This window comes from Schinkia acidoalkalinis (genome assembly GCF_054301215.1).
Genome location: NZ_CP182573.1, coordinates 3,288,540 through 3,310,875, shown reverse-complemented (window position 1 = coordinate 3,310,875; position 22,336 = coordinate 3,288,540). Strand labels below are relative to the sequence as shown.

General features: G+C 37.3%; 25 protein-coding genes and 1 pseudogene. 5 read left to right on the top strand and 21 right to left on the bottom strand.

Annotated elements, in window-relative coordinates; translation table 11 throughout:
• Nucleotides 1-44: 44 nt before the first annotated feature.
• From lepA to gpr, 4 genes are all read right to left on the bottom strand, one after another.
• Entirely contained in the window at nt 45-1,877 is a 1,833-nt protein-coding gene (gene lepA / locus ACNQFZ_RS16670; protein WP_458412441.1) for a translation elongation factor 4, read from the bottom strand.
• Between the two features lie 261 nt (nt 1,878-2,138).
• Nucleotides 2,139-2,498, bottom strand: coding sequence for a DUF3679 domain-containing protein (locus tag ACNQFZ_RS16665; RefSeq protein WP_458412440.1), 360 nt, complete (start codon nt 2,496-2,498; stop codon nt 2,139-2,141).
• Between the two features lie 12 nt (nt 2,499-2,510).
• Entirely contained in the window at nt 2,511-3,656 is a 1,146-nt protein-coding gene (gene spoIIP / locus ACNQFZ_RS16660; protein ID WP_458415422.1) for a stage II sporulation protein P, read from the bottom strand.
• A gap of 102 nt (nt 3,657-3,758) precedes the next feature.
• Nucleotides 3,759-4,874, bottom strand: coding sequence for a GPR endopeptidase (gene gpr, locus ACNQFZ_RS16655; protein WP_458412439.1), 1,116 nt, complete (start codon nt 4,872-4,874; stop codon nt 3,759-3,761).
• A 176-nt stretch (nt 4,875-5,050) separates the two neighbouring features.
• On the opposite strand from gpr, the gene rpsT reads away from it, so the two are divergent.
• Nucleotides 5,051-5,317 carry a 30S ribosomal protein S20 gene (gene rpsT, locus ACNQFZ_RS16650; protein WP_458412438.1) on the top strand — a complete coding sequence of 89 codons (267 nt, stop codon included), beginning with the start codon at nt 5,051-5,053 and terminating at the stop codon, nt 5,315-5,317.
• A 43-nt stretch (nt 5,318-5,360) separates the two neighbouring features.
• On the opposite strand, the gene holA is transcribed toward rpsT, so the two are convergent.
• Nucleotides 5,361-6,383 carry a DNA polymerase III subunit delta gene (gene holA / locus ACNQFZ_RS16645; protein WP_458412437.1) on the bottom strand — a complete coding sequence of 341 codons (1,023 nt, stop codon included), beginning with the start codon at nt 6,381-6,383 and terminating at the stop codon, nt 5,361-5,363.
• Nucleotides 6,384-6,709: 326 nt separating this feature from the next.
• Here holA and ACNQFZ_RS16640 point away from each other — a divergent pair, with 326 nt between their 5' ends.
• The gene (locus ACNQFZ_RS16640; protein ID WP_458412436.1) at nt 6,710-6,841 is read left to right on the top strand and encodes a YqzM family protein; all 132 of its coding nucleotides are present in this window, start codon (nt 6,710-6,712) and stop codon (nt 6,839-6,841) included.
• 96 nt (nt 6,842-6,937) lie between these two features.
• On the opposite strand, the gene ACNQFZ_RS16635 is transcribed toward ACNQFZ_RS16640, so the two are convergent.
• The 3 genes from ACNQFZ_RS16635 to ACNQFZ_RS16625 are packed head-to-tail and all read right to left on the bottom strand — an operon-like array spanning nt 6,938 to nt 10,556.
• On the bottom strand, nt 6,938-9,262 hold the full coding sequence (locus ACNQFZ_RS16635) for a DNA internalization-related competence protein ComEC/Rec2 (protein ID WP_458412435.1): 2,325 nt from the start codon (nt 9,260-9,262) through the stop codon (nt 6,938-6,940).
• A 35-nt stretch (nt 9,263-9,297) separates the two neighbouring features.
• A complete protein-coding gene (locus tag ACNQFZ_RS16630; protein WP_458412434.1) occupies nt 9,298-9,867 on the bottom strand; it encodes a ComE operon protein 2 in 570 nt (189 codons plus the stop codon).
• 56 nt (nt 9,868-9,923) lie between these two features.
• On the bottom strand, nt 9,924-10,556 hold the full coding sequence (locus ACNQFZ_RS16625) for a helix-hairpin-helix domain-containing protein (RefSeq protein WP_458412433.1): 633 nt from the start codon (nt 10,554-10,556) through the stop codon (nt 9,924-9,926).
• A 95-nt stretch (nt 10,557-10,651) separates the two neighbouring features.
• Between ACNQFZ_RS16625 and comER the strand changes: the two genes are divergently transcribed.
• Nucleotides 10,652-11,482, top strand: coding sequence for a late competence protein ComER (gene comER, locus ACNQFZ_RS16620; protein ID WP_458412432.1), 831 nt, complete (start codon nt 10,652-10,654; stop codon nt 11,480-11,482).
• A 102-nt stretch (nt 11,483-11,584) separates the two neighbouring features.
• Here the strand turns inward: comER and ACNQFZ_RS16615 are convergent, their stop codons facing one another.
• The 8 genes and pseudogenes from ACNQFZ_RS16615 to ACNQFZ_RS16580 form a co-directional block, all read right to left on the bottom strand.
• On the bottom strand, nt 11,585-12,325 hold the full coding sequence (locus tag ACNQFZ_RS16615) for a class I SAM-dependent DNA methyltransferase (protein WP_458412431.1): 741 nt from the start codon (nt 12,323-12,325) through the stop codon (nt 11,585-11,587).
• 2 nt (nt 12,326-12,327) lie between these two features.
• Entirely contained in the window at nt 12,328-12,681 is a 354-nt protein-coding gene (rsfS, locus tag ACNQFZ_RS16610; RefSeq protein WP_458415421.1) for a ribosome silencing factor, read from the bottom strand.
• Between the two features lie 33 nt (nt 12,682-12,714).
• Nucleotides 12,715-13,266: pseudogene (gene yqeK / locus ACNQFZ_RS16605) on the bottom strand (bis(5'-nucleosyl)-tetraphosphatase (symmetrical) YqeK); the annotation flags it as partial.
• Nucleotides 13,220-13,822 (bottom strand): nicotinate-nucleotide adenylyltransferase, encoded by a 603-nt coding sequence (locus ACNQFZ_RS16600; protein ID WP_458412430.1) that lies wholly within the window; start codon nt 13,820-13,822, stop codon nt 13,220-13,222. The pseudogene yqeK and the gene ACNQFZ_RS16600, both read right to left, overlap by 47 nt.
• Before the next feature lie 21 nt (nt 13,823-13,843).
• Entirely contained in the window at nt 13,844-14,134 is a 291-nt protein-coding gene (gene yhbY, locus ACNQFZ_RS16595) for a ribosome assembly RNA-binding protein YhbY (protein ID WP_458412429.1), read from the bottom strand.
• A gap of 1 nt (nt 14,135) precedes the next feature.
• Nucleotides 14,136-14,975, bottom strand: a complete 840-nt coding sequence (gene aroE, locus ACNQFZ_RS16590) for a shikimate dehydrogenase (protein WP_458412428.1) — start codon at nt 14,973-14,975, stop codon at nt 14,136-14,138.
• 39 nt (nt 14,976-15,014) lie between these two features.
• Nucleotides 15,015-16,121: a ribosome biogenesis GTPase YqeH gene (gene yqeH, locus ACNQFZ_RS16585; protein ID WP_458412427.1), complete on the bottom strand. Its 1,107-nt coding sequence runs from the start codon at nt 16,119-16,121 to the stop codon at nt 15,015-15,017.
• Between the two features lie 2 nt (nt 16,122-16,123).
• On the bottom strand, nt 16,124-16,639 hold the full coding sequence (locus tag ACNQFZ_RS16580) for a YqeG family HAD IIIA-type phosphatase (protein ID WP_458412426.1): 516 nt from the start codon (nt 16,637-16,639) through the stop codon (nt 16,124-16,126).
• A gap of 411 nt (nt 16,640-17,050) precedes the next feature.
• Between ACNQFZ_RS16580 and ACNQFZ_RS16575 the strand changes: the two genes are divergently transcribed.
• Complete coding sequence (locus tag ACNQFZ_RS16575) at nt 17,051-17,191, top strand: sporulation histidine kinase inhibitor Sda (RefSeq protein ID WP_458412425.1); 141 nt, start codon at nt 17,051-17,053, stop codon at nt 17,189-17,191.
• A gap of 65 nt (nt 17,192-17,256) precedes the next feature.
• On the opposite strand, the gene ACNQFZ_RS16570 is transcribed toward ACNQFZ_RS16575, so the two are convergent.
• From ACNQFZ_RS16570 to ACNQFZ_RS16560, 3 genes are read right to left on the bottom strand one after another with little or no spacing between them, the layout of a single operon-like run.
• On the bottom strand, nt 17,257-18,594 hold the full coding sequence (locus ACNQFZ_RS16570; RefSeq protein WP_458412424.1) for an ArsB/NhaD family transporter: 1,338 nt from the start codon (nt 18,592-18,594) through the stop codon (nt 17,257-17,259).
• Nucleotides 18,595-18,613: 19 nt separating this feature from the next.
• Nucleotides 18,614-19,072, bottom strand: coding sequence for a hypothetical protein (locus ACNQFZ_RS16565; RefSeq protein WP_458412423.1), 459 nt, complete (start codon nt 19,070-19,072; stop codon nt 18,614-18,616).
• Nucleotides 19,073-19,131: 59 nt separating this feature from the next.
• Entirely contained in the window at nt 19,132-19,914 is a 783-nt protein-coding gene (locus tag ACNQFZ_RS16560; protein ID WP_458412422.1) for a phosphatidylserine decarboxylase, read from the bottom strand.
• Nucleotides 19,915-20,078: 164 nt separating this feature from the next.
• Between ACNQFZ_RS16560 and pssA the strand changes: the two genes are divergently transcribed.
• Nucleotides 20,079-20,618, top strand: coding sequence for a CDP-diacylglycerol--serine O-phosphatidyltransferase (pssA, locus tag ACNQFZ_RS16555; RefSeq protein WP_458412421.1), 540 nt, complete (start codon nt 20,079-20,081; stop codon nt 20,616-20,618).
• Between the two features lie 26 nt (nt 20,619-20,644).
• Here the strand turns inward: pssA and sigK are convergent, their stop codons facing one another.
• Both sigK and ACNQFZ_RS16545 read right to left on the bottom strand, forming a co-directional pair.
• Nucleotides 20,645-21,355 carry an RNA polymerase sporulation sigma factor SigK gene (gene sigK / locus ACNQFZ_RS16550; protein WP_458412420.1) on the bottom strand — a complete coding sequence of 237 codons (711 nt, stop codon included), beginning with the start codon at nt 21,353-21,355 and terminating at the stop codon, nt 20,645-20,647.
• 79 nt (nt 21,356-21,434) lie between these two features.
• Nucleotides 21,435-22,193: a FixH family protein gene (locus ACNQFZ_RS16545; protein WP_458412419.1), complete on the bottom strand. Its 759-nt coding sequence runs from the start codon at nt 22,191-22,193 to the stop codon at nt 21,435-21,437.
• Between the last annotated feature and the right edge of the window lie 143 nt (nt 22,194-22,336).

The following is a 22,336-nucleotide window of genomic DNA, read 5'->3' as shown; positions in this document are numbered from 1 at the left end:
GCTTACTTAGAAAAAAAGGATGACTGCAGCAGTCACCCCTTCAATTATTTACTTTTATTGTCATCCATTCTAAGTACGGCCATAAACGCTTCTTGTGGTACTTCAACAGAGCCTACTTGCTTCATCCGTTTTTTACCTTCTTTTTGCTTTTCCAACAGTTTACGTTTACGGGAAATGTCACCGCCATAGCACTTGGCAAGAACGTTTTTCCCCATCGATTTAATCGTTGAACGAGCGACAATTTTTGTGCCGACTGCCGCCTGAACAGGAACCTCGAATTGTTGTCTTGGGATTAGCTCCTTCAATTTTTCGACAATGACTTTACCACGGTCATAGGCAAAATCGCGATGGACAATAAAGGATAAGGCATCAACTTGCTCGCCGTTCAATAAAATGTCCATTTTTACTAACTTAGATTGCTTATAACCGATTAGTTCATAGTCAAAGGATGCATATCCCTTTGTGCTTGATTTCAATATATCAAAGAAATCATAGACAATTTCCGATAATGGCAAGTCATAGGTAATATTGACACGATTTTCATCAAGGTATTGCATATCGATAAACGTACCACGCTTATTTTGACATAATTCCATTACTGAACCAACATATTCATTTGGCACCATGATGGCGGCTTTTACATATGGTTCAAAAACGCCATCAATACTTTGTGGATCAGGCATTTTTGAGGGATTTTCAACGGTTAATTCTTCACCGTTCGTAAGCTTAACTTTGTATATAACGCTTGGTGCCGTTGTAATTAAATCAATATTAAATTCACGCTCAATCCGCTCTTGAATAATCTCCATATGGAGCAACCCTAAAAATCCACATCTGAAGCCAAATCCAAGTGCTTGTGATGTCTCAGCTTCAAATTGTAAAGAGGAATCGTTTAACTGTAATTTTTCTAATGCTTCCCGCAAGTCATTATAATCCTTGGAATCGATTGGATATAAGCCACAGAACACCATCGGGTTAAGCTTACGGTATCCTGGTAATGCTTCGGAAGCAGGATTTTTCGCACTCGTGATCGTATCCCCGACTCTCGTATCGCCGACATTTTTGATGGATGCGGTTAAAAAGCCAACATCACCGACTGTTAGTTCATCACGTGGAACGGCCTTCGGTGTGAAAACGCCAACTTCATTGACTTCAAACTCTTTACCGGTTGCCATCATTTTGATTTTATCTCCGACCTTTACAGTCCCATCAACAACACGGATATAGGTTACAACACCGCGGTATGAATCATAAAGTGAGTCGAAAATCAATGCTTTAAACGGGGCATCAGGGTCGCCTGTTGGTGCTGGCACCTTTTCGACGATTTGCTCTAAAATTTCTTCTATGCCAATACCAGCCTTTGCTGAAGCAGGCACAGCTTCTGAGGCATCAAGACCAATTACATCTTCGATTTCCTTACGCACCCGCTCAGGGTCAGCACTTGGCAAATCGATTTTATTTATCACAGGCAAAATCTCAAGATTGTTGTCCAATGCTAAGTAAACATTTGCTAATGTTTGCGCTTCAATCCCCTGCGCGGCGTCAACAACAAGAATGGCCCCTTCACAGGCTGCTAAACTTCTTGACACTTCATATGTAAAGTCAACATGCCCAGGGGTGTCAATTAAGTGGAAAATATATTCGTTGCCATCTTTAGCTTTATATAATAATTGAACTGCATTCAACTTTATTGTTATGCCACGTTCCCGCTCTAAATCCATAGCGTCAAGAATTTGATCCTTCATCTCACGTTGGGAAATAGTACTAGTCTTCTCTAGAATCCGATCTGCTAATGTGGATTTCCCATGGTCGATATGAGCAATAATCGAAAAGTTGCGAATCCGTTTTTGACGCTCATGTCTCGTTTCTTTATTCATTAAACAACCACCCCTACTAATGTGAGCAAAATTACACTGAAATTGATTATATCAATATTAGGAAAGTTATTCAATTAAAAGAAAAGCGAAAGCGACCGTTCAGTGACGTATAAACTGGAGCACATCGACTGAGATAAAGGAAACACGGTGAGCGGAGAGAGCCGATGTTGACTTATCGCAGGGAGGTGGGCGAAGTTTACTAGTCGCTGGGAGCTGGAGCTAGACAATAAAAAAAGGAAGCAGGGGACGGTTGCCTGCTTCCTAACCTAAAATTGCTAGAGCCTTATCAAGTGAGATAACGAGCAATTTTACCAGCTGTTGAAACAAATTCGTGAGCATGTTTGCTAATCTTTCACCCATATTTGCAATAATATGAAAGGCCTTCATTTCTTCTAATTTTTTTTGCTTTTCTTCAATATCATGTGAGGTAATTTCTTGACCAAGCACAGCCGCTTCTACTTCTCCGGTAGCATTTTTCTTAATATGAAACGCCTGGCCGTAACTATTGTCGTCAAAGCCTTTCATTTGCAAAAGGCCTTGATTGGCCTCTTGCATTCCAAGAAGAACACCAAAAAATAAGATAATAAATAAAAGAAAGAATTTTAATATAAATTTTGTCATTGGTAATCCCTTCTATCGATTTACTTCTTCGGCTTGCCAATAGTACTCGCTGAAGATTTCAGCTATTGCTTCCGTTGTGCGGTATACTTCCTCCAATGAGTTTTCCGGGCCGCCCATTTCAATCAAAATTGCATTCTTAGATAGGTCTTGATTAAATTTGCCATTTGTGCCCGCACCTTGCTTTTTCGTAACACCGCGGCTTAAGCCCGGATATTTTTCCTCCAATAGGTGATGCAAGTCAGTTGCAAGCTTTAAATTCTTCTCGTAATTTGCATGCTCGCCACCAATAATGAATACTGTTCTTGCATAATCTTTTCCATTTATTTTTGCTGTCGTGATTTTATGATTCTGGGAATCGCGATGAATATCTATAAAATATTCCAAATCGTGATTTGTCGCCATCGCCTCTTTAATGGCTGGTCTAGAAACGTCATAGGATTGAGGATATTTCAACCCTTTATCCGATAAAACCTTTGTATAATCCGTGTGATCAAACTGAACACCTATTCCTTTCTTTTCTAATTCTTTGCTCAGTTTCCCCGCGACAGTTACGACATTCATATCACGAGAATACGCTTCGTCTGATTTTGTTCCTTCCGGTAAGTGTGGTAAGTAAGATTCACGCGAATGGGTTGTGTAAATATAGACAACTTTTTTCCCATTCGTTGTTAACGCCGGCGGTGTAGCATTGTCAGGCTCATCGAGTTTTTCTAAACTTTCTATCGAAGCCTCCCGCTCCTGCAAGAGCACTTCCATCGGCGGTGATGATTCATAAGGCATAGTTGTATAGTTTGTACCTTTACCGGCAACGATGATTTCACCATCAAATAGGGAAAAACCAGGCAGTTCTCTCCCGAGTAAACTACGCGGATCTTTCGGATTAATACTAGTGGCTAATTCAAATGCAAGCGTACTTAAACTAATCGGTTGCTTATTCTTTTCATCAATTTCCTGCTTAAAATACTGATTTTCAAACCCAAGTAAATGAACATAGAAATTAGTATCCAATTGCCGGCTCCATTGATTAATAGATGACGAAGATATTCTCAATTCAGGTTTAAGAGCTGTCAGCATCCCGGCAATGACGAACATGACCATCGTTGAAATGGTAATCATAATGATAGGTTTAACAATCGTAGTTCCATTAAATGAAATCATTAAATTCCGCAAACTCTAAACCCCCCTCGAAAGCTTCTCTACTAAAATGTATGTTCAAGCTTAGAGAGATAGAACAGCTAGAGTTTTAAATCTTGGACAAGCCTAATGTGTATAGGATCCGATATTATCTTGATCCACTTCATAGTGAAGGGCGACATTCAACCCGGCTGAGATGACATTAGCCATATCCTCAATAAATACATCCACTTCCTTTGGTGTAACCATTAAATTATGTCCAAGAGGGGATAACACCTCATAAATTAATTTACGTTTTTCCTCATCCGGAAGGGTGCCAACCAAGCCAAGAAAAGAACGACGTTCCTCATTCCCTGGCAAATCTTCCTCCGTTAGTACCTTTTTCTCTCCAAAGGTTAAACCAGCTGGGGCCAAAGATCTGCTAGGCTTATTGCCTTCTTTAAGTTCGCGTCCAAAATGTTTTAAAATAAAATCTATCGTATCACTTGTAATCGATACCGCATCAACAACTGTCGGTATCCCAATTGCAATAACAGGAATGCCTAAGGATTCCTTACTTAATTCCTTTCGTTTATTTCCTACACCGGACCCAGGATGAATGCCTGTATCAGAAATTTGAATCGTCGCATTGACCCTTTCAATTGAGCGAGCCGCCAGTGCATCGATTGCAATTACAAAATCAGGTTTTGACTTTTCAATCACGCCTTTGATAATATCACTTGTTTCAATTCCGGTAATCCCCATCACACCTGGTGCAATCGCGCTAACTGAGCGAAAGCCGTCCTGGACTGTTTCAGGCTGCAAGGCAAAGAGATGTCTCGTAATTAGTAAGTTTTCAACGGCAATCGGTCCAAGGGCATCTGGCGTAACATTCCAGTTTCCTAAGCCAACTACAAGGCAGCTATCCTCATCCTTAATTCCAATTTGCTTCATAAATTCGCTAAATTCCTTTGCAAATACCTTTTGGACCTCATCCTGCAGTTCTGTATCCTGTTCACGAATCCCTTGCACCTCAAGCGTCAAATAATTACCGGACTTTTTGCCAACAGCTTTTGCACCCGCTTCCGTAATTTCAACCTTCGATATTTTTACATTCCCGTCTTTTCTTTCCTTGACAATTACACCTTCGATAGTTGATAGATTCGCATCCTCTTTACGCCTTTGTTCAACAACCATTTCATGAGCTTCAATAGCTAAGTCTGTTCGAACATTATATTTGGATAAATCTAGCGATTGCTTCATGATAGAATCCCCCTTAGTTGCACTGTTAGTTATTGTTAAAATTTAGCTTATCCGATTAAAAAATAAATCATGCGTATTTTTTTCACATCACGAAGGTATTGCAATAAATGTAGCATTTTGATAAAATACTGTTTGTTCTATGTAAAGCCTAATCGGCTTATCAGGAGGTGAAAGGAATGCCAAATATTAAATCTGCTATTAAACGCGTTAAAGTAAACGAAGGACGCCGTGCTCAAAACATTTCTATTAAATCTGACATGCGTACAGCTGTTAAAAAAGTTGAAACACTTGTTGTTAATAACGATGTAGAAACTGCAAAAAGCGCACTTGTTACAGCTTCTCAAAAGCTAGATAAAGCTGCTCGTAAAGGTCTTATCCATAAAAATACTGCGGCTCGTCAAAAATCACGTTTAGCTAAAAAATTAAACGAACTAAATGCGTAAGCATTCAAAAAGAAGCGTTTCATAATAACGCTTCTTTTTTTCTTTACTTATTTATTTGTAAAATAAATAGTTCCAATAATAGTTTTTTATCCATCTTTCCTGTTTTCATTTTGTAATCAATATCCGCCAAATGATTCATGATGTTCTGCAGTTCCTCTTCAGTGAACCCATTTGCCTGTTCACCAGCAAGCTTTACGCGGAACGGATGAACTTTAAGGTAGCCTGCTGTTTGGTTTTGGCCATACCCCCGTTTATATAATTCCTTCACCTGATAGATTAGCCGGAATTGCGTAGCTAATAGGGATAGTATTTTTATCGGTTCTTCTTTTTGCTCTAGTAGATCATAAAAAAATAGTAACGCCTCTTCTGTATTCCTTTTGACAATTCGATCAATAAGAGAAAAAACATTTTGTTCCAATGTCCGTGGGACAAGATTTTTAATAACGGTTTGATCAATCACTCGATCTTCGCCAACATAGACCATTAATTTATCGATTTCATTTGAGAGTAACATTAATTTTGGTCCAACAAGCTGAAGGAGAAGGTGAATTGACCCGTCATCAATTTCTTTGTTTTCTGCCGTTACTCTATTCCTTACCCAAGCACTAATAGCCTTCTCATCCATAAGAGAAGCATGAAAGGTTTCGCCATTTTTCTTCAGTAGCTTGACAATCTTTTTTCTTTCATCCAATTTATCATAATTTCCAGTAAAGATAACTGTCGTATCGGGCGACGGAGATTCTAGATATTGTTCAAGTCTCGCAAGGTTATGGTCCACCTTACTTTTTTCTTTTTGCCCTGTTAAAAAAACAGGATCTTTAATAATGACAACGCGTTTTTCACCGATAAACGGCAATGTTTCGGCATCTTCAATAGCCGTCTCAATTGCTTCCTCGTTCATATCAAAAACAGAAAGGTTAAACTCTTTTTCTTCACTTGATAACACAGCGTTGACAATTTGATTTAACAATTCTTCTATTAAAAATTCTTCTTGTCCATACAGCAAATAAAGGGGTGCTATTTGCCCTTTTTTTACCTTTTTATGTATTTCACTTCCCGTAGACATGGTATATTCACCTCAAAATTTAACGATAACTCTATGCTAGACGGTTGCAGCTATTTTGACAAGTATATGACAATTGAGGTGAATAACTTGAGAGGAGTTGAATTATTCAACTCCTCTCTTTATAATAAACGTTAAATAGTAAGCCCCGGGATTCTTACCATTCAACGATTGTAACTTTGTAATGTTATCATGTACTAAATTGCATCAACATATAGGTGACAACTCTTGTCAACAAAGGGAAAAACAAATTATGTCTTTTCTTTAATTAAGTAGATTTTTTTTATATATTAGCTTATACTAAAATGGTCAAAGTGGGAGGGATTCAAATGAACGAGTTTGAAAAAAATGTCCAAAGCAAACGAAACGATGCCATTGACTCTGCTGTAGGTTTTGGAGCTTCTTTTGGATTTTTTGTAACAATTTTTATCATTGGTACTGTTATTAAACTTGTTGGGTAAGTGAAGAAGTACATACAAGTGCAAACGTTAGAGAAAGGACTGCTGCTTTGGCAGTCTTTTTTCTTTTCCAGGCTTTTGTTATAGTCTTTATTTATATTATGGAAGTTTCCATTCAAAGGTTCCTTTATTCCCAATAAATTGATAACAGATTGCACCATTTTTATCTGTCCTTAAAATCCCAATCTGATGGTCATGCAAAGTGCCGATGACTTCCGGATGCGGATGCCCGAAACGATTATTTTTTCCAACAGAGATAAGGGCTAGTTTTGGATTTAATTGTTCGAGAAAAGCTGTTGAAGTAGAGGTATTGCTACCATGGTGACCAATTTTTATGAAATCAGTTTGTAAATTAGGAAAGCGCCGTAATAGTTGACTTTCCCCTTCCTTCTCCAAATCCCCTGTAAACAACCACCGTTTTCCCCCAAGTGTCGTATAAAGGACAATGGATTGATTATTTTGACTATCTTCATTTCCAATGGGCCCTAGAATATAAAAGGTAAAATCACCATTTTTCCAAAAATCACCTGTTTTAACTTCTTTAATCGGAATGTTTTTTTCGTCCATTAGTCGATATAATTGTATTTCTTCTTTGCTCTTACTGCTCTCATTTTTCTTATTGTTGGTTATGATTTCTTTTACATTGAAATGATTGAGCACAGCTTCAGTTCCACCAATATGATCCAAATCACCATGTGTCAAAATTAATTTATCAATACTCCGAATACCTTTTGCTTTAAGTAGAGGCGTTATAATATCTTCACCTACTTCAAATTTTTTCTTCCGTTGTTGCCATTCCTTTTTCTCTGAAAAATTGACAATGCCTCCTGTGTCAATTAAATACACAGCTTTTCTAAAGGGGAGTTCAATTAGGATACTATCTCCCTGGCCCACATCAATCATCGTAACCTTACCCTCATTTGAAATGTATGGGCTGAACCAATGGTAGACAAAGACTAGAAGCAAAAGGAGCAGCGCTCTTTTTGCTTTCAACATTCGTTTATGCTTTTCCCAGCTTATAAAAAAATAAATAATGACAACATAATAAACAAGTAAGAGCCATTCTTCAGGCTTTCCAAATGCCAAAGCAAAAGTTGAAAGGTTCTTTGTTAGGTCAAGAATTTTGATCGAAAAATCAATAATAGTGGAAAGAATGGAAAGCGGAATGATGGCAAGCGTTTTCGATACATATAAAATAAATAATGAAACGATCGAAACGGGCAGGATGATAATCGATACTAACGGAACAAAGATTAAATTTAACGGCAAACTTACTAATGATATTTCAAAATTATAAAGTAGGACAAGGGGAAGGGATGAAATTTGGGCAATCATTGTTACAATAAACAACTGCTGCCAATAGCTTTCATAGATTTTCATAATCGTATAAGCAGAAACGATTAATGAAAAACTTACCAAAAAGGAAAGCTGAAAACCGATGTCTGTGATGTAATAGGGTTCAACCAATATCATAAGCAGGAATACGAAGCTTAGTGCATCTAAAGGATGAAATCTCAGCTTGAATTGCATGGCTCCTAGTACAAGCAAGGCCGCTAAGCACGCTCTTACAACGGACGGAGAGCCACCGGCAAGCACCATATAAAAAGGCAGGAGCACTATTAATAATAAGAACGCCTTCTCGCGCGTTAGTCCTAAGCGCACAAAGATATAAAAGATAACTGCCACCATCAGAACAACATGTGATCCAGAGATAGCCAACAGATGTACTAGTCCAAATTGTTGGAAATCTTCCTCAATTGTCGGACTTATTTCTTGTCGGTCTCCAAAAATCAACGCTTGCACGAATCCAATTGAATTTTCAGGAAAATGTTCTTTAATATACGTAAGCTCTGATGCACGCCATTTCTGTAAGAGAAATTTCATTGAAGAAGATGACTGACAGTCAAGGGGGCGAAAGCTATCTGGAGTAAAGATCCAATGGATCCTTTTATAGTGAAGAAACTGCTGATAATTAAAACCGTAAAAATTTCTAGCTGGATTTGGTGTTTCTAATTTCCCTGAAAGTTTACAACTCATACCAACTTGTAATTGTTGTAGCCAATCCTTTTCCTCACTTGTTTTTATGATGTAGGATAAATTGACTTTTTCTTTTGTATGCAATTGAAAGGTAAAGGATAAACGATCCCCGTCAATGACAGGAATCGTTTGAATGATACCTGCTAACTCATTTTCCATACCGGACAGCTTTGTTTCATTATGATCATCTGTCCATTTGTAAAAAAACGCAAATATACACATTGCGGACATACAAATGATAAACAGATTAAGGGACGGGCTTTCCTTCAATGAAACCCAAACTAAAAATATAACACTAGCTGTGATCACGATCCAATGAAAATGAAAAAAGGCGGCCATCGTCCCAAAGGAAGCAGCAAAAGCTACGAAAATCCATTTTCCCTTCAAAACCGGCCACCCCCCCATTATCTAATAGCGAAAAACTAAAAATAGGTTGTAAACAATTGATTACTTGTATCCTTAAGCTTTTTAATTTCTTCTTCCTTCACACCCGCAGCTTCAAGCTTTTGAATGAGATTCTCGACAAAAGCATGCTTTTCATCGCTTTTTGTATCAATGATCATTTCCTCAAGCTCTACTTTTCTGTATTTCACATTTGCTTTTTCTAAAATCTCGATCGCATATGGGTGGTTTTTATAATCCTCCGCATAGTAAATAGCTTTTATACCGCTCTGGATAATCGCCTTTGTACAGTGGACACAAGGAAAATGAGTTACATAAATTTCTGCCCCTTCTGTTTGTACACCAAACTTAGCACACTGTAGAATCGCATTCATTTCAGCGTGAATTGTTCGAACACAATGGTTATCAATGACATAGCAGCCATCATCAATACAATGGGTTTGTCCAGAAACTGAGCCATTATATCCACCTGCAATAATTCGTTTATCCCTAACAATCGTTGCACCAACGCGCAACCGTGTACATGTACTGCGTAATGCTAATAAATGGCTTTGTGCCATAAAATACTGATCCCAAGAAACGCGATTCACAAAAAATTCTCCTTTCAATCAATTACTCTAATTGTAGCTATCAAAAAACTTTTTCGTCAATGTAATTTAATTTGATCTTTCAGATGTTCAAACGATTTCTCGCCAATTCCAGATACATTCATAAGGTCCTCTATTTTTTTAAAAGGGCCGTTCTCTTCCCGGTAGGTTATTATACCTGCTGCTTTAGAGGCACCAATACCAGGCAAACTTTGCAACTCTTCAGAAGTGGCAGTGTTAATATTGATTTTCTTATCGTCAACTTGGGTTGCTAACGGAGGTTCCATTCCATCTGCGCTTAATTCTCCAACTTCCGGGATATAGAGGACCATTTCGTCGAGGACACGAGCGGCTAAATTTATTTTCGTTTGATCCGCTTTTTCTAAAAACCCTCCGGCAAGTTTAATCGCATCCTGCACCCGGCTATTTTCCTCCAACTGATATACACCTGGTTTTACCACGGCACCCTTAATATCGATATAAATAATGGCAGGTTCAACTTTTGTAATAGTTTGGTCCTCATTCATAAGTTCCTCTGGAAGGAAAGTTTCTTTATTTTCTGCCTTAACAGCTGAAAAATCCTCATCATTCGAAGGGTGACTTTCATCCTTAATAAATAAAAAGGCAATCGTAACTAACATTAAACAAGCAATAATAATGAGAACTTTTTTATTAGAAAAAACTTTGTTCATTTTATCACTCCCTATCATAAAATAAATCATCATATTTTTTCATGGAGGTACATAGGCATAAGTAGAGTACTGTTTGCAAAAAAGGGGGGAAAACTATGAATATTGGAATTGTAGGGACTGGAAATATGGGTAAAATCCTAATAGAAGCATTCATAAAATCCTCTGCTGTAAACGAACAAAATTTATTTATCATGAATCGAACTAGATCAAAAGCAGACCAAATAAGGTGCGAATTTCCAAGCATACATGTGGTGGATGAACCTGAGGAGATTGTTAAAAATACGGATTACATTTTCATATGTATTAAACCGCTAGATATTTATCCGTTGTTAAAACGAATTTCTCCCTTATTAACAAAGGACCATTGTATCATTTCAATAACAAGCCCAATCAGTGTGAAGCAATTAGAGACACTCGTCCCTTGTTCGGTTGCCAGGGTAATCCCAAGTATTAATAATCGTGTGTTATGTGGGACTTCCTTACTTTCTTTCGGAGAGCAATGTCCTGAATACCATAAGGAATTCATTGAAAGCATTATGACAAAGATTTCTACACCTGTCATTATTGAGGAAAACATTACAAGAATCGCTTCAGATATTACGAGCTGTGGTCCGGCATTTTTCACATTTTTACTGAGAAAATTTATTGATGCAGCTGTAGCCGAGACAAGTATCTCTGAGGAGCAAGCTACTTTATTGGCGAGCAAAATGATTATCGGCTTAGGACAATTACTCGAGCAGGAAGTTTATACGCTTGAAACCTTGCAAGAAAAAGTATGTGTAAAAGGTGGAATTACCGGCGAAGGAATTAAAGTGCTGGACGAAGAAACAGGAGATATGTTTCACCACGTAATCCAGCAAACACATGCAAAATTTCAGCATGAAAAAGAAAAGATAAATGAACAATTTTGTATTAATAAAGATTAATTCGACAGATTTTTGTATTTTCCTGCAAAAAAAATAAAAAAAATAGTAGAGGCTGGCTCAAGATAGGGTCTAATATCCCTTTTTGAGTCAGCCTCTCGTCTTTTATTTTTTTCGAGCTGTAAAAAAGATTCTTTCTGAATTTTGGGAAGGCTCTTTGTCAACAAAATCAGCTGAAACCTCTATTAGCTCAAACCCGGCTTCTTCCAACCACTGTTGATACGTTGAGATGGGAAATGTTCGTTGAAAATGATATTCATCATATCGTTGATAAAGCTCATGCTCTTTTACAAAAAAAGTCAATTCGTGCTCCACTGAATATTCCGACTCACCAAGAAAGCAATTCCAAATATAAGAAATATCTTCGTCATTACTGCAGTACGATTGATCATTAAAAAGTTGCTCGATTTTATAAGTGGAATGGACATCAAAAAGTAAAAGACCAGCAGGCTCTAGGTGATTATATATAGTAGTAAAAGTTGCTTTTACATCTTCTTCTGATCTTAAATAATTAAGTGCATCACAAAAAACCCCAATAACATCGAAAGGTGCAAATCCCGATAATTCACTCATATCCTGTTGAAAATATGAAACGTCCACGCCGGCTTCCGTTGATTTTGCAGCGGCAATCGCCAGCATTTCTTCGGATAAATCAACACCGGTAACATGAAACCCAAGCTCAGCTAGAGGAATTGAAAGTGTTCCAGTTCCACAGCCAAGGTCCAACAAACGTTTGCCGCCATTCCCGTACTTTCCAACATTTTCCATAATAAATTGAAGCCAATTTTCGTAGGGAGCATCCATCATTAACTCATCATAAACAAGCGCAAAATGCTGATAAGACATTGTTATACCAGTCTTTCCTGTATATTTACCCGGGCAGCATCGCCCCAAAGCCGTTCTAAGTTATAATAAATTCTTTCATCACGGTGGAAAACATGAACAATAACATCACCTAAATCAACAAGCACCCAGCGTGCTTCATCAAAGCCCTCTAACCGTTTAATATGAATATCACTTTCTTGGGCTTTATCTTTCACTTCACGCGCTATGGCCTGTACTTGCTTCTCAGAATTTCCATGGCAAATGATAAAATAATCTGCCACGAGGGAAACGCCTCTCATATCCAATACTGTAATGTCCTCAGCCCTTTTATCGTCTGCTGCTTTTGCCGCAATATACACAATATCCTTCTCACTCATGAAATTGTAGTCCTCCTTACGAATTTTTTTACCTCTTACCATTGAGTTATATGTTTCTAATGTATCTGGATAAACTGCCTGGTTTTTATCCAACAAAAATTTGATTGTGTTTTTTAATGCCATGATAACGGCTTGATCAAGACTTTCATTTGCAGCCTTACGAACCTCATCAACTCCTGGGAACTTTCTACCTGGCTCAATGTAATCTGCCAAAAAAACAATCTTATCCAACAAATTCATATCTTTATTTCCAGTTGTATGAAAGCGAATGGCTTGCAGAATTTCCTCATCAGTAATACCTGCCTCCATCTGCACTAAATAAGCGCCAACAGGTGCATGCCAAAGCTCGGAATGATAATCCAACAATTGTTTCGGCATATTTTGCTTTATTATTATTTGTTCCATTTCCTCTTTAGAACGAAATTTAGCATAATCATGGAATATTGCTGCAAGCTCAGACCTTTTGACATCGGCGCCATATTTTTCTGCAAGCTCTATAGCAGTTTGCATGACTCCTAAGGTGTGAATATATCGTTTTTCAGTAATCTGTTCTTTTACAAGGTTCAATGCTTCCATACGATCCATAAAGATTTTTCTCCTCTATATATTTTCTAACCGCATTTGGTAAAAAATATCTCGTATTTTGCTTCGTATTAAAACGATGGCGCAGTTCAGAAGAAGAGATATCAAACTGCGGGATCTCCACCTCGAAGATTTCGTACTTCGAATCAATTGTATAGTTAGGTCTTTTAACACCTACAAAGTGAACCTCACACATTAAATCATCAATTCGGTACCATTTCGGTAAATATTGAACCATATCCGCACCAATAATGAAATAAATTTCAATATCAGGATATCTCTCCTTTAAAACGGCAATCGTATCATATGTATAGGATGGACCGGGCCGTTCAAATTCAATTGGTTGTAATTTAAAGCATTCATTATCACCAATCGCCCGCTGAATCATTTCAAGACGGTCCTCCCCCCTTGATTTAGCGTCGGCTTTATGTGGGGGTATATTCGTTGGCATAAACCAAACTTCAGCTAGATTTAATGTTGATAATACCTCCTGGGCAATCATTAAATGGCCATTATGGGGAGGATCAAATGTACCACCTAATATACCCACTTTCCTCATGACACCCATCCCTTTGACGTCTTACGGAAGACTAATTTGTTTATTTTCTACAGACTCTTTGTAAAGGACAATAGTGTTGCCAATAATCTGAACGAGTTCAGCATTTGCGCCAGCTGCTAATTCGCCTGCTACTTCATCACGGTCAAATTCACAGTTTTGCAAAACGCTTACCTTTATTAATTCGCGTGCTTCCAGCGCTTCACTGATTTGTTTCACCATATTTTCATTAACGCCACCTTTTCCAACTTGAAAAATTGGATGTAAATGATGGGCTTTAGATCGTAAAAATCGTTTTTGTTTTCCTGTTAACATATTATTTGTTTCCTCCTAGTCGACGCTCAACAATTTCTTCCATACTTAAAAAATCTGGCTTTTGATTTGTCCACAGTTCAAATGCCAAGGCACCTTGACCGACAAACATCCCTACCCCGTTTTGAGTGATGGCACCTAAATGTTTGCCTTCTTTGAGCCACTTTGTTTCGAGTGGATTATAAATAATATCACTTATTATCGTTCCGGCTTTCATATTCGTTAACTGTAGCGGCATTTCATCAATATTTGGGCTCATACCGACCGAAGTTGTATTGATGACAATCTCATATTGAGATAATTTAGCTTCCGCTTCTGCAATCGATAGACCAGTTGAATGAATGGAATAAGGATTTTCAGTAATTAGTTGGTTTGCCTTTTTCTCAGTTCTATTCGCAATATCAATAGCTTGCGCTCCCATCCGGGCTAATGTTACGTAAATGCCTCTTGCAGCCCCGCCAGCACCAATAATCAATATTCTTTTCTTTAAAAAATCAGCACCGGCTTTTCTTTCAAGTGATACCGCAAAGCCTTTGCCATCTGTATTATATCCAACTAGTTTCCCATTTTTCAGTACAACCGTATTGACAGCACCAATTTGAGCAGCTTCTTCATCAATTTCATCGAGATACTTCATAATCTCCACTTTGTGCGGAATGGTCACATTAAAGCCTGAAATACCAAGAGCCCGTACGCCTTTAACGGCATTTTCCAAATCAGCTGGATGAACATCAAAGGCCTGGTAATAGCAATCTAACCCTAAGCGCGTAAATTGGTCATTATGCATAAGTGGTGACATGGAATGGCCCACAGGGTGGCCGAATAACCCAAATAATTTCCCCATCTCTCTCCCGCTTTCTATCTCAATCTTTCTGTTCATTCATCAAATAAGCGATTGCCTAATCGTTACTCCTGCTCCTTTTGGAACATATGCCACAACCTTCGAGTCCGGTTCATTACATGTTATCCAACCAAGACCATGGAATACAATATCGGTTTTCGCTTCACGAATCATAAATTCTTGTTTTACAAATGGTGGCAGTTCACTCGCTCCCTCAGCAAAAGGTGGATAAAGCAATTCACCTACATGGTCCGCATATAACTGATCAGCTTTCTCCACTTTTGTTCGATGAATATTCAACTCATTAGAAACATAGCATGTGAAAGATTTTCTTCCTCCTGAAACGTAATCAAATCTTGCCAACCCACCAAGGAATAATGTTTGTCCCTCATTTAATTGGAAAACACGCGGTTTGATTTCTTTCCTTGGGGAAATCAACTTTAGACCTTTTTCGTCTACGAAATGTGCCATTTGATGGTGATTAATAATACCTGGGGTATCAAACAGCGACTTGCCATCATCTAGAGGAATATCAATTAAATCCAGCGTTGTTCCAGGAAATTGAGATGTGGTGATGACATCATCAACCCCATTGAACTCTTTAATAATTTTATTAATGAATGTTGATTTACCAACATTTGTGCAGCCAACAACATAAACATCTTTGCCTTCGCGATGATAATCAATGGCTTCCGCAAGCTCCCTGACACCCTCACCCTTGGCTGCACTAATTAAATAAACATCTGTAGGTTTTAATCCAAGTTGTTTTGCGGAAAACTTCATCCAATGAATAAGCTTAGATTTTTTCACGGACTTTGGCAATAAATCAACCTTGTTGCCCACGAGTATCACCTTATTCTGTCCCACAAACCGGTGCAATCCTGGCAACCAGCTTCCATTGAAATCAAAGATATCAACTAGTTTCACTACCAAGGCATCGGAATTACCAATTCCATTAAGAATTTTTAAAAAGTCGTCATCCGTTAGTGACACGTCTTGGATTTCATTATAATGTTTTAACCTGAAACAACGTTGACAGATTAAAACCTCGCGCTCTAATGCTGATGGTGGCGCATATCCGATTTCTGCTTTATCTTCTGTTTGAATCAGTACGCCACAACCTTGACAATGTAAATCTTGGTTTTCCAATTTTATTCCTCCCAATAAACCATACCTTTACGTTTCATCATAATTAAAATAGTACGTTCGATGCGCCGATTAATTCTAGTGAAGAATCCGTCTGACTGAGCTACAGGCACGACTAAAATCGTATGTAACCCAGAGCGGTTACCGCCTAATACATCTGTCATCAACTGATCGCCAATTACAACGACTTCATCTTTTTTTAAATTCATGTCTTTTACCGCTTTACGGAATGCTCTTCCCATCGGCTTTCTTGCTTCATAAATATATTTTATACCGAGCGGCCCTGAAAACAGCTTTACTCTCTCTTCATTATTATTTGAAACAATGGTAATGGTAATCCCATTCTCTTTCATTTTTTGAAACCAATCTACTAATTTCGGAGTTGCTTCCGGCCGATCCCATTCAACAAGGGTATTATCCAAGTCGGTAATGATCCCTTTAATTCCTCGTTCATTCAATTTCGTTGGCTCAATTTCAAAAATACTTTTTACGTGTTCATTCGGTAAAAACAACTCTAACAATGGAAATGCACCTCTACTAGATTTCTATGCTTTCTTACCCTTTTCTAATAATAGCCAAAGTACGACAACGTTTCAAAACATTATTCCGTTATTTTTATAGTTTTTTGTCGAAATCCATATAATGCAAAAAACTTTTCGACAAAATCCTTTAAAATCCCCAAATGTGGATAACTTTATGCACATTATTAATACCCGATTTAATTGGAATTATTTACATTATAAACACAATACCCACAAGTTATCCACTTTTATCTGTGGATATAAGAACGATTGTTCTAAAAAATAAAACATGTTAATGTATAGACATAGGGAGAAAATATTAATATATGTATAAAAAAAGAAAAAATGACAAAGAAAAAAATTTTTAAAACTTGTGGGAGGTGAATGGCCAGCACCCCTGGCTAAGAAAAAATGAGAACATTATCTGATGAATTATTAGTAGAATCATTTTATAAGGCCATTGAACTAAACTTAAGCCCAGATTTTATTCAACTTATTAAAAAAGAAATTGAGCGACGTTCGTTACACACCCAGATTAAAAAGACGTCCTGATGATATTTTAATTAACGTCTAAAATAAAACGAGGCTGACTCAGCCTCGTTTTATTTTCTATTTTACTATAAGAAGTGAACTAAATATCTAAAATAAATATAAACATGGGCTAAAGCCAATGCTACTAACGTTAACGGGCCACCAATTTTCAAGAAATCCATATAGCTGAAACCATTGCCTTCACGTGCAGCAATACCGGCAACAATTACATTAGCAGAAGCGCCGATCAATGTCCCATTTCCGCCTAGACAGGCACCAAGAGATAATGCCCACCATAATGCATTAATTTGTGGAGAGTCAACAGAAAGCCCCATACCTACGGCCATATCCTGAATTAAAGGAATCATCGTGGCCACAAATGGAATATTATCAATAAACGCGGAGGCAATTCCAGATACCCACAATATTAAAATTGCAGCTGTTGGAATATGTCCGTTTGTTAGTTCAAGCGCTTTTGCCGCTAAGCTTTTAATAATACCAGCATCTACTAAACCACCGACCAATGTAAATAGACCGGCAAAGAAGAAGATCGTAACCCATTCTACACTATGGAATACTTCCTCTAAATCATGTTCTTTCACGCCAATGAGCATTAATACGGTTGCACCGGTAATCGCTACCACCGGAGCTTCTAAGTGAATAACAGAATGCAGTATAAAACCTAGGATTGTAAGACCCAGCACAATTAATGACTTTCTCATTAATACGGCATCTTTGATATATTCCTTTTCATCCAAGTTCATCAGCTTTTGCTTTTCAGATTCTTCTACCTTTAGCTGCTTCCTGAACATAAAATAAATTAATACCATTGTTACTAAAGAAATGACAACAATGATTGGTGTTAAATTAAATAAAAACTGATTAAAGGTTAAATGCTTAACCGCATTTCCAATCATGATATTTGGCGGGTCACCAATCAAAGTTGCTGTTCCACCGATATTTGAGAACAGGACTTCCGAAATTAAAAATGGAACTGGATTTACTCCTAATAGTCTTGTAATTGAAAATGTGACAGGAACAATAAGTAGTACGGTTGTAACATTGTCCAAAAATGCAGAAGCAAAAGCTGTCAAAAGTGACAAGACAATGAGTATTTTTATTGGGTCGCCTTTTGCAAACTTTGCTGATTTCAAGGCTGCATATTGAAAGACACCCGTTTTACTAGTGATACCAACTAGTATCATCATTCCAATTAAAAGGGTGATGGTTCCCCAATCAATATGTTCGGTAAACGCTACATCAAGATCAACGATTCCAAAACCAATCATTAAAATTGCCCCAAGTAAGGCAATAATCGCTCTATTAATTTTTTCTGTAATAATAAAAGCATATGTAACCAAGAAAATGATAACCGCTAAGTATATTTGAAAGTTTGAAACTTCATGTGCCACTGAATGCTCCACTCTTCCGTCCCCTTTCTAGTTAATCTTTATTTATCTTTTTAGCATTATTTCTAATTATTTCAACTTTTCCCCCGTCTTTAGGACACTGTAAGCTGTCCGGATTGATTTCGCTATCTTGAATAAACATCTCAAAACCACAATCCTTGCACTTGAGTTGCACCATACGATCGATTAATATCTTGGAAGGACTTCCTTCCAGCTTTGTGTCTATTAATTCAATATGATAGCGCGGATCTGAATTATCTTCGGCTATCATTTTTCCTTCAATCTCATCTTTCGATCTCCAACCGCGGTCAATTAAATGTTGATCCAACTCGGATAACGAAGCTTCTTCAATTTCCCTCTTAGCTAGCTTCATTAGTTGTTCATGACTTAACGATTCGAACTCTAAATCTTCTCCAAGCTTTTTCCAAAAACCTTTTAATTGATTTTCAGTGACAACTATTTCAACTATTTTATTTATAAGCACGTTTTTCATCCCGCATCTCCTCCTTTTATTAAAAATTCAGTTAAATGATATTCTACCATATTTTCTTATTATTTTTGAATAAAAACTCCAATTTTTTGCCCCATTTTTACAAATTGCTCTTTTACATGATTTTCCGCCTTGAAGCTTCCTTTTTCAAAAAGAAGTACGACCGTTGATCCGAATGAAAAATAACCAATTTCCTCACCTTTAGACAGAATTTCATTCTTATGTGTCAATGTAATGCTATTTATAAAAAGTGCCCCTACTTTGGCAAGCGCAACATGGCTCCCCCTACAGGAAATTTCTGATATTTTCCGATAATTTTTGGCCAATGGTGCTCGTCCATATTTCAAGCCCCATTTATTAACGGGATAAGACTTCCCACCCAGTTCCCATTGAGAAACTACTTTCCCATCTACAGGGCTATGAATTCGATGGTAGTCTCTTGGGCTTAAATAGATAATAATATAGATACCTTCATTATATTTTTGAAAGGCTTGGTCATTCCCGACCATTTCTTTAATGGCAAACAGTTGGCCTTTTACATAAATATTTTTATGCTCTGAAATTTCACCGATATCCTCTACAAAACCATCAACAGGGCTGATGACGCTATCATCATCCTGATCAATCGGCCGCGCGCCTTTGAAAAGCGATCTTGTAAAAAATTCGTGCAGACTATTATATTCATTAACTGTTTTCTCCAGTTCACCCTCGTTTATTTTAAATGTCTTTATAAAAGAAGGAATGATATGCCGACTTACTTTTGATGTAGTATATGTACGGATTATGTTTGATAAATAAAGATTATTCGTTAAATCAATCAGAAATCGATAAAAGTATTTAAGCACACTATTAGTCCCTTCTGCTCAAGTTTATTTTTTGTTTTCCTACTATCTATATTTGTTGCATCATAAAATAATGAAAATGAATTCGAAACATTCAGCCTAATAAAACGTATATATACAACAAAGGTTGAATCATCGCACCAATACTAAAGGGAGTTGTTTTTATAATGTTTTTATCTCAGTATATTGATCATACAATTAAAAAAATAAAGTCACAAGCAGCAAACATTTTAACTATCATCAACTTAAGTTTTGGCGTCTCCTCGTTACTCGCCATTGTCCAAGGAGAATTCCAACTGGGACTTTTACTTATTTTTATCGCCGCCTTTTCTGACCGTTTTGATGGTTTGGTCGCCCGGAAACTTCATATTGAATCTGAATTTGGGAAACAGTTGGATTCCATGTGCGATATGGTTTCCTTTGGTGTTGCCCCGGCCATTTTAACATATCAGATTGTTCTACATGAATATAGAGCAGCAGGGATCTTGTTTATCCTTATCTATATTGCCTGCGGGGCTATTCGCTTAGCTAAATTTAATATTACCGAAAATTACGGTTATTTTACAGGCCTACCGATTACAGTTGCCGGCATTGTCTTAACTTTTTCAACACTTGGTCATTCTTTTTTCCCTTCCCCTATTTTTATGTACATTACGATTGGGCTCGCGTTATTGATGGTCAGTCCGTTCAAATTAAAGAAAATGTAAAAAAAGGGAGGCTTTCCTCCCTTTTTTTAGCTTCTTTTTTTCCGTTCATTTCTGTAAAATTCATGAAATAGCTTCATCAGTGCCCGCTTCTCGATTCTTGATACATAACTTCTAGAGATTCCCAATTCCTTCGCAATTTCACGCTGCGTTTTTTCTTTTTGCAAATCAAGCCCAAACCGGCCAACAATAACTTCCTTCTCCCGCTCATCTAAGATATGAATATATTCATTTATTTTTTCTAATTCCATTAATAGTTGGATCGTGTCGACGACATCTTCATTTTCAGATTTAAGTATATCAATTAAACTAATTTCATTTCCTTCTTTATCCTGGCCAATTGGATCATGTAAGGAAACATCCTTTTTCGTCTTTTTTAAAGCCCGCAAATGCATGAGTATTTCATTTTCTATACATCTTGCAGCATAGGTTGCAAGCTTCGTGCCTTTTCCGTACGAATAGCTTTCAATTGCTTTTATCAAGCCGATTGTGCCAATAGAGATCAAGTCTTCCGCATCCTCGCCGGTGTTCTCAAATTTTTTGACGATATGGGCGACAAGCCGCAAATTATGTTCGATTAGTCGATTTCTTGCATCACTATCACCTTGTTCCATAAGAAGCAAATATTTCCTTTCATCCTTTTCAGATAATGGCTGTGGAAACGCATTATTTTTGACATAGGAGACAAGAAAAAATAGTTCTTTCAGAAAATAACTCATCGCAGCAATGAATGACGACACATAATCACCTCCATATGCATAGTAGGTAACCGCCTATTATCAATCCTATGCTACAAAAGGATTATGTGTGTCTGTCCATTTAATGAATTGTCACTTTTTCCACCTTATGATCATGTATTTCATTTGTTTTTTCTTCAACATGAATCTTGATGTTATAAGAACCCGCTTCACTGAATGTTTCTTTTGCTGTATATTCACCCTCATTGCCTTCGGTTGCATCGATATATTGGTGTTTTTCCGCACCATCTTTCCATACTTCAAATCTTACCCTTGCCCCTTGTAATGGTGCTTCTTTATAAGTAATATGTGCTTCTAATTGTGTTTCTACATTCTTATTGATTTGCTCGTCAGTCATAAAGTGAATCATCAAATCCGTTCCCTCATGATGATGGTCCATATGGGCATCTGCCTCTGGTTGTGCACCATTTTTATTATTTAAATCAACCACTTCAAATTGTCTTTGCGGCATCGTATGCATATCCCTAGCCGTTACATGGGAAATAACATTGTAGGACCCCGTTTCGGAAAAGGTTTGTTTAATGGAATAAATACCATTCCCTTGATGGTCCGCTTTTATTTTCGTATGTTTTTCATCTCCGTTTTTCCACCATTCAAACTCTACATCTGAAGCATCATCCACCTTTTCATCACCCTGTGTGATCGTTGCTTCAAATGTGACTTCTTGATTGACCTCGATTGGACTAGGATAGATCGCAAGGTCAACCGCAACAGGCTCAATTTCTTTTGTACCCGTATTTGTCTTTGAACCACTTTCATTTGCATTAGAACAACCCACTACTGTAAATAACATAACTAAAAATAAGGCAAAATTTCGCATCTTTTCCTCCTGGTTGCTACTATTATGACATTGAGATTGTGAATAAACTATATTATATGAAGATTTTGTGTTGAAAGTATGAAGTTTTTTAAAATAATTTCACCATAATTTCATCTTGCAAATCGTAATAATTACGATATAAT

Bases quoted from the DNA above. Each gene is read 5' to 3' on its own strand.
- rpsT (WP_458412438.1), top strand. From the start codon at position 5,051: ATGCCAAATATTAAATCTGCTATTAAACGCGTTAAAGTAAACGAAGGA.
- ACNQFZ_RS16665 (WP_458412440.1), bottom strand. From the start codon at position 2,498: ATGACAAAATTTATATTAAAATTCTTTCTTTTATTTATTATCTTATTT.
- yhbY (WP_458412429.1), bottom strand. From the start codon at position 14,134: ATGTTAACAGGAAAACAAAAACGATTTTTACGATCTAAAGCCCATCAT.
- aroE (WP_458412428.1), bottom strand. From the start codon at position 14,975: ATGGGGAAATTATTTGGGTTATTCGGCCACCCTGTGGGCCATTCCATG.
- ACNQFZ_RS16565 (WP_458412423.1), bottom strand. From the start codon at position 19,072: ATGAAAAACGTGCTTATAAATAAAATAGTTGAAATAGTTGTCACTGAA.
- gpr (WP_458412439.1), bottom strand. From the start codon at position 4,874: ATGAAGCAATCGCTAGATTTATCCAAATATAATGTTCGAACAGACTTA.
- ACNQFZ_RS16545 (WP_458412419.1), bottom strand. From the start codon at position 22,193: ATGCGAAATTTTGCCTTATTTTTAGTTATGTTATTTACAGTAGTGGGT.
- ACNQFZ_RS16615 (WP_458412431.1), bottom strand. From the start codon at position 12,325: ATGTCTTATCAGCATTTTGCGCTTGTTTATGATGAGTTAATGATGGAT.
- lepA (WP_458412441.1), bottom strand. From the start codon at position 1,877: ATGAATAAAGAAACGAGACATGAGCGTCAAAAACGGATTCGCAACTTT.
- ACNQFZ_RS16640 (WP_458412436.1), top strand. From the start codon at position 6,710: ATGAACGAGTTTGAAAAAAATGTCCAAAGCAAACGAAACGATGCCATT.
- ACNQFZ_RS16575 (WP_458412425.1), top strand. From the start codon at position 17,051: ATGAGAACATTATCTGATGAATTATTAGTAGAATCATTTTATAAGGCC.
- ACNQFZ_RS16600 (WP_458412430.1), bottom strand. From the start codon at position 13,822: ATGAGGAAAGTGGGTATATTAGGTGGTACATTTGATCCTCCCCATAAT.
- spoIIP (WP_458415422.1), bottom strand. From the start codon at position 3,656: ATGATTTCATTTAATGGAACTACGATTGTTAAACCTATCATTATGATT.
- rsfS (WP_458415421.1), bottom strand. From the start codon at position 12,681: ATGAGTGAGAAGGATATTGTGTATATTGCGGCAAAAGCAGCAGACGAT.
- ACNQFZ_RS16625 (WP_458412433.1), bottom strand. From the start codon at position 10,556: ATGAACAAAGTTTTTTCTAATAAAAAAGTTCTCATTATTATTGCTTGT.
- comER (WP_458412432.1), top strand. From the start codon at position 10,652: ATGAATATTGGAATTGTAGGGACTGGAAATATGGGTAAAATCCTAATA.
- holA (WP_458412437.1), bottom strand. From the start codon at position 6,383: ATGTCTACGGGAAGTGAAATACATAAAAAGGTAAAAAAAGGGCAAATA.
- pssA (WP_458412421.1), top strand. From the start codon at position 20,079: ATGTTTTTATCTCAGTATATTGATCATACAATTAAAAAAATAAAGTCA.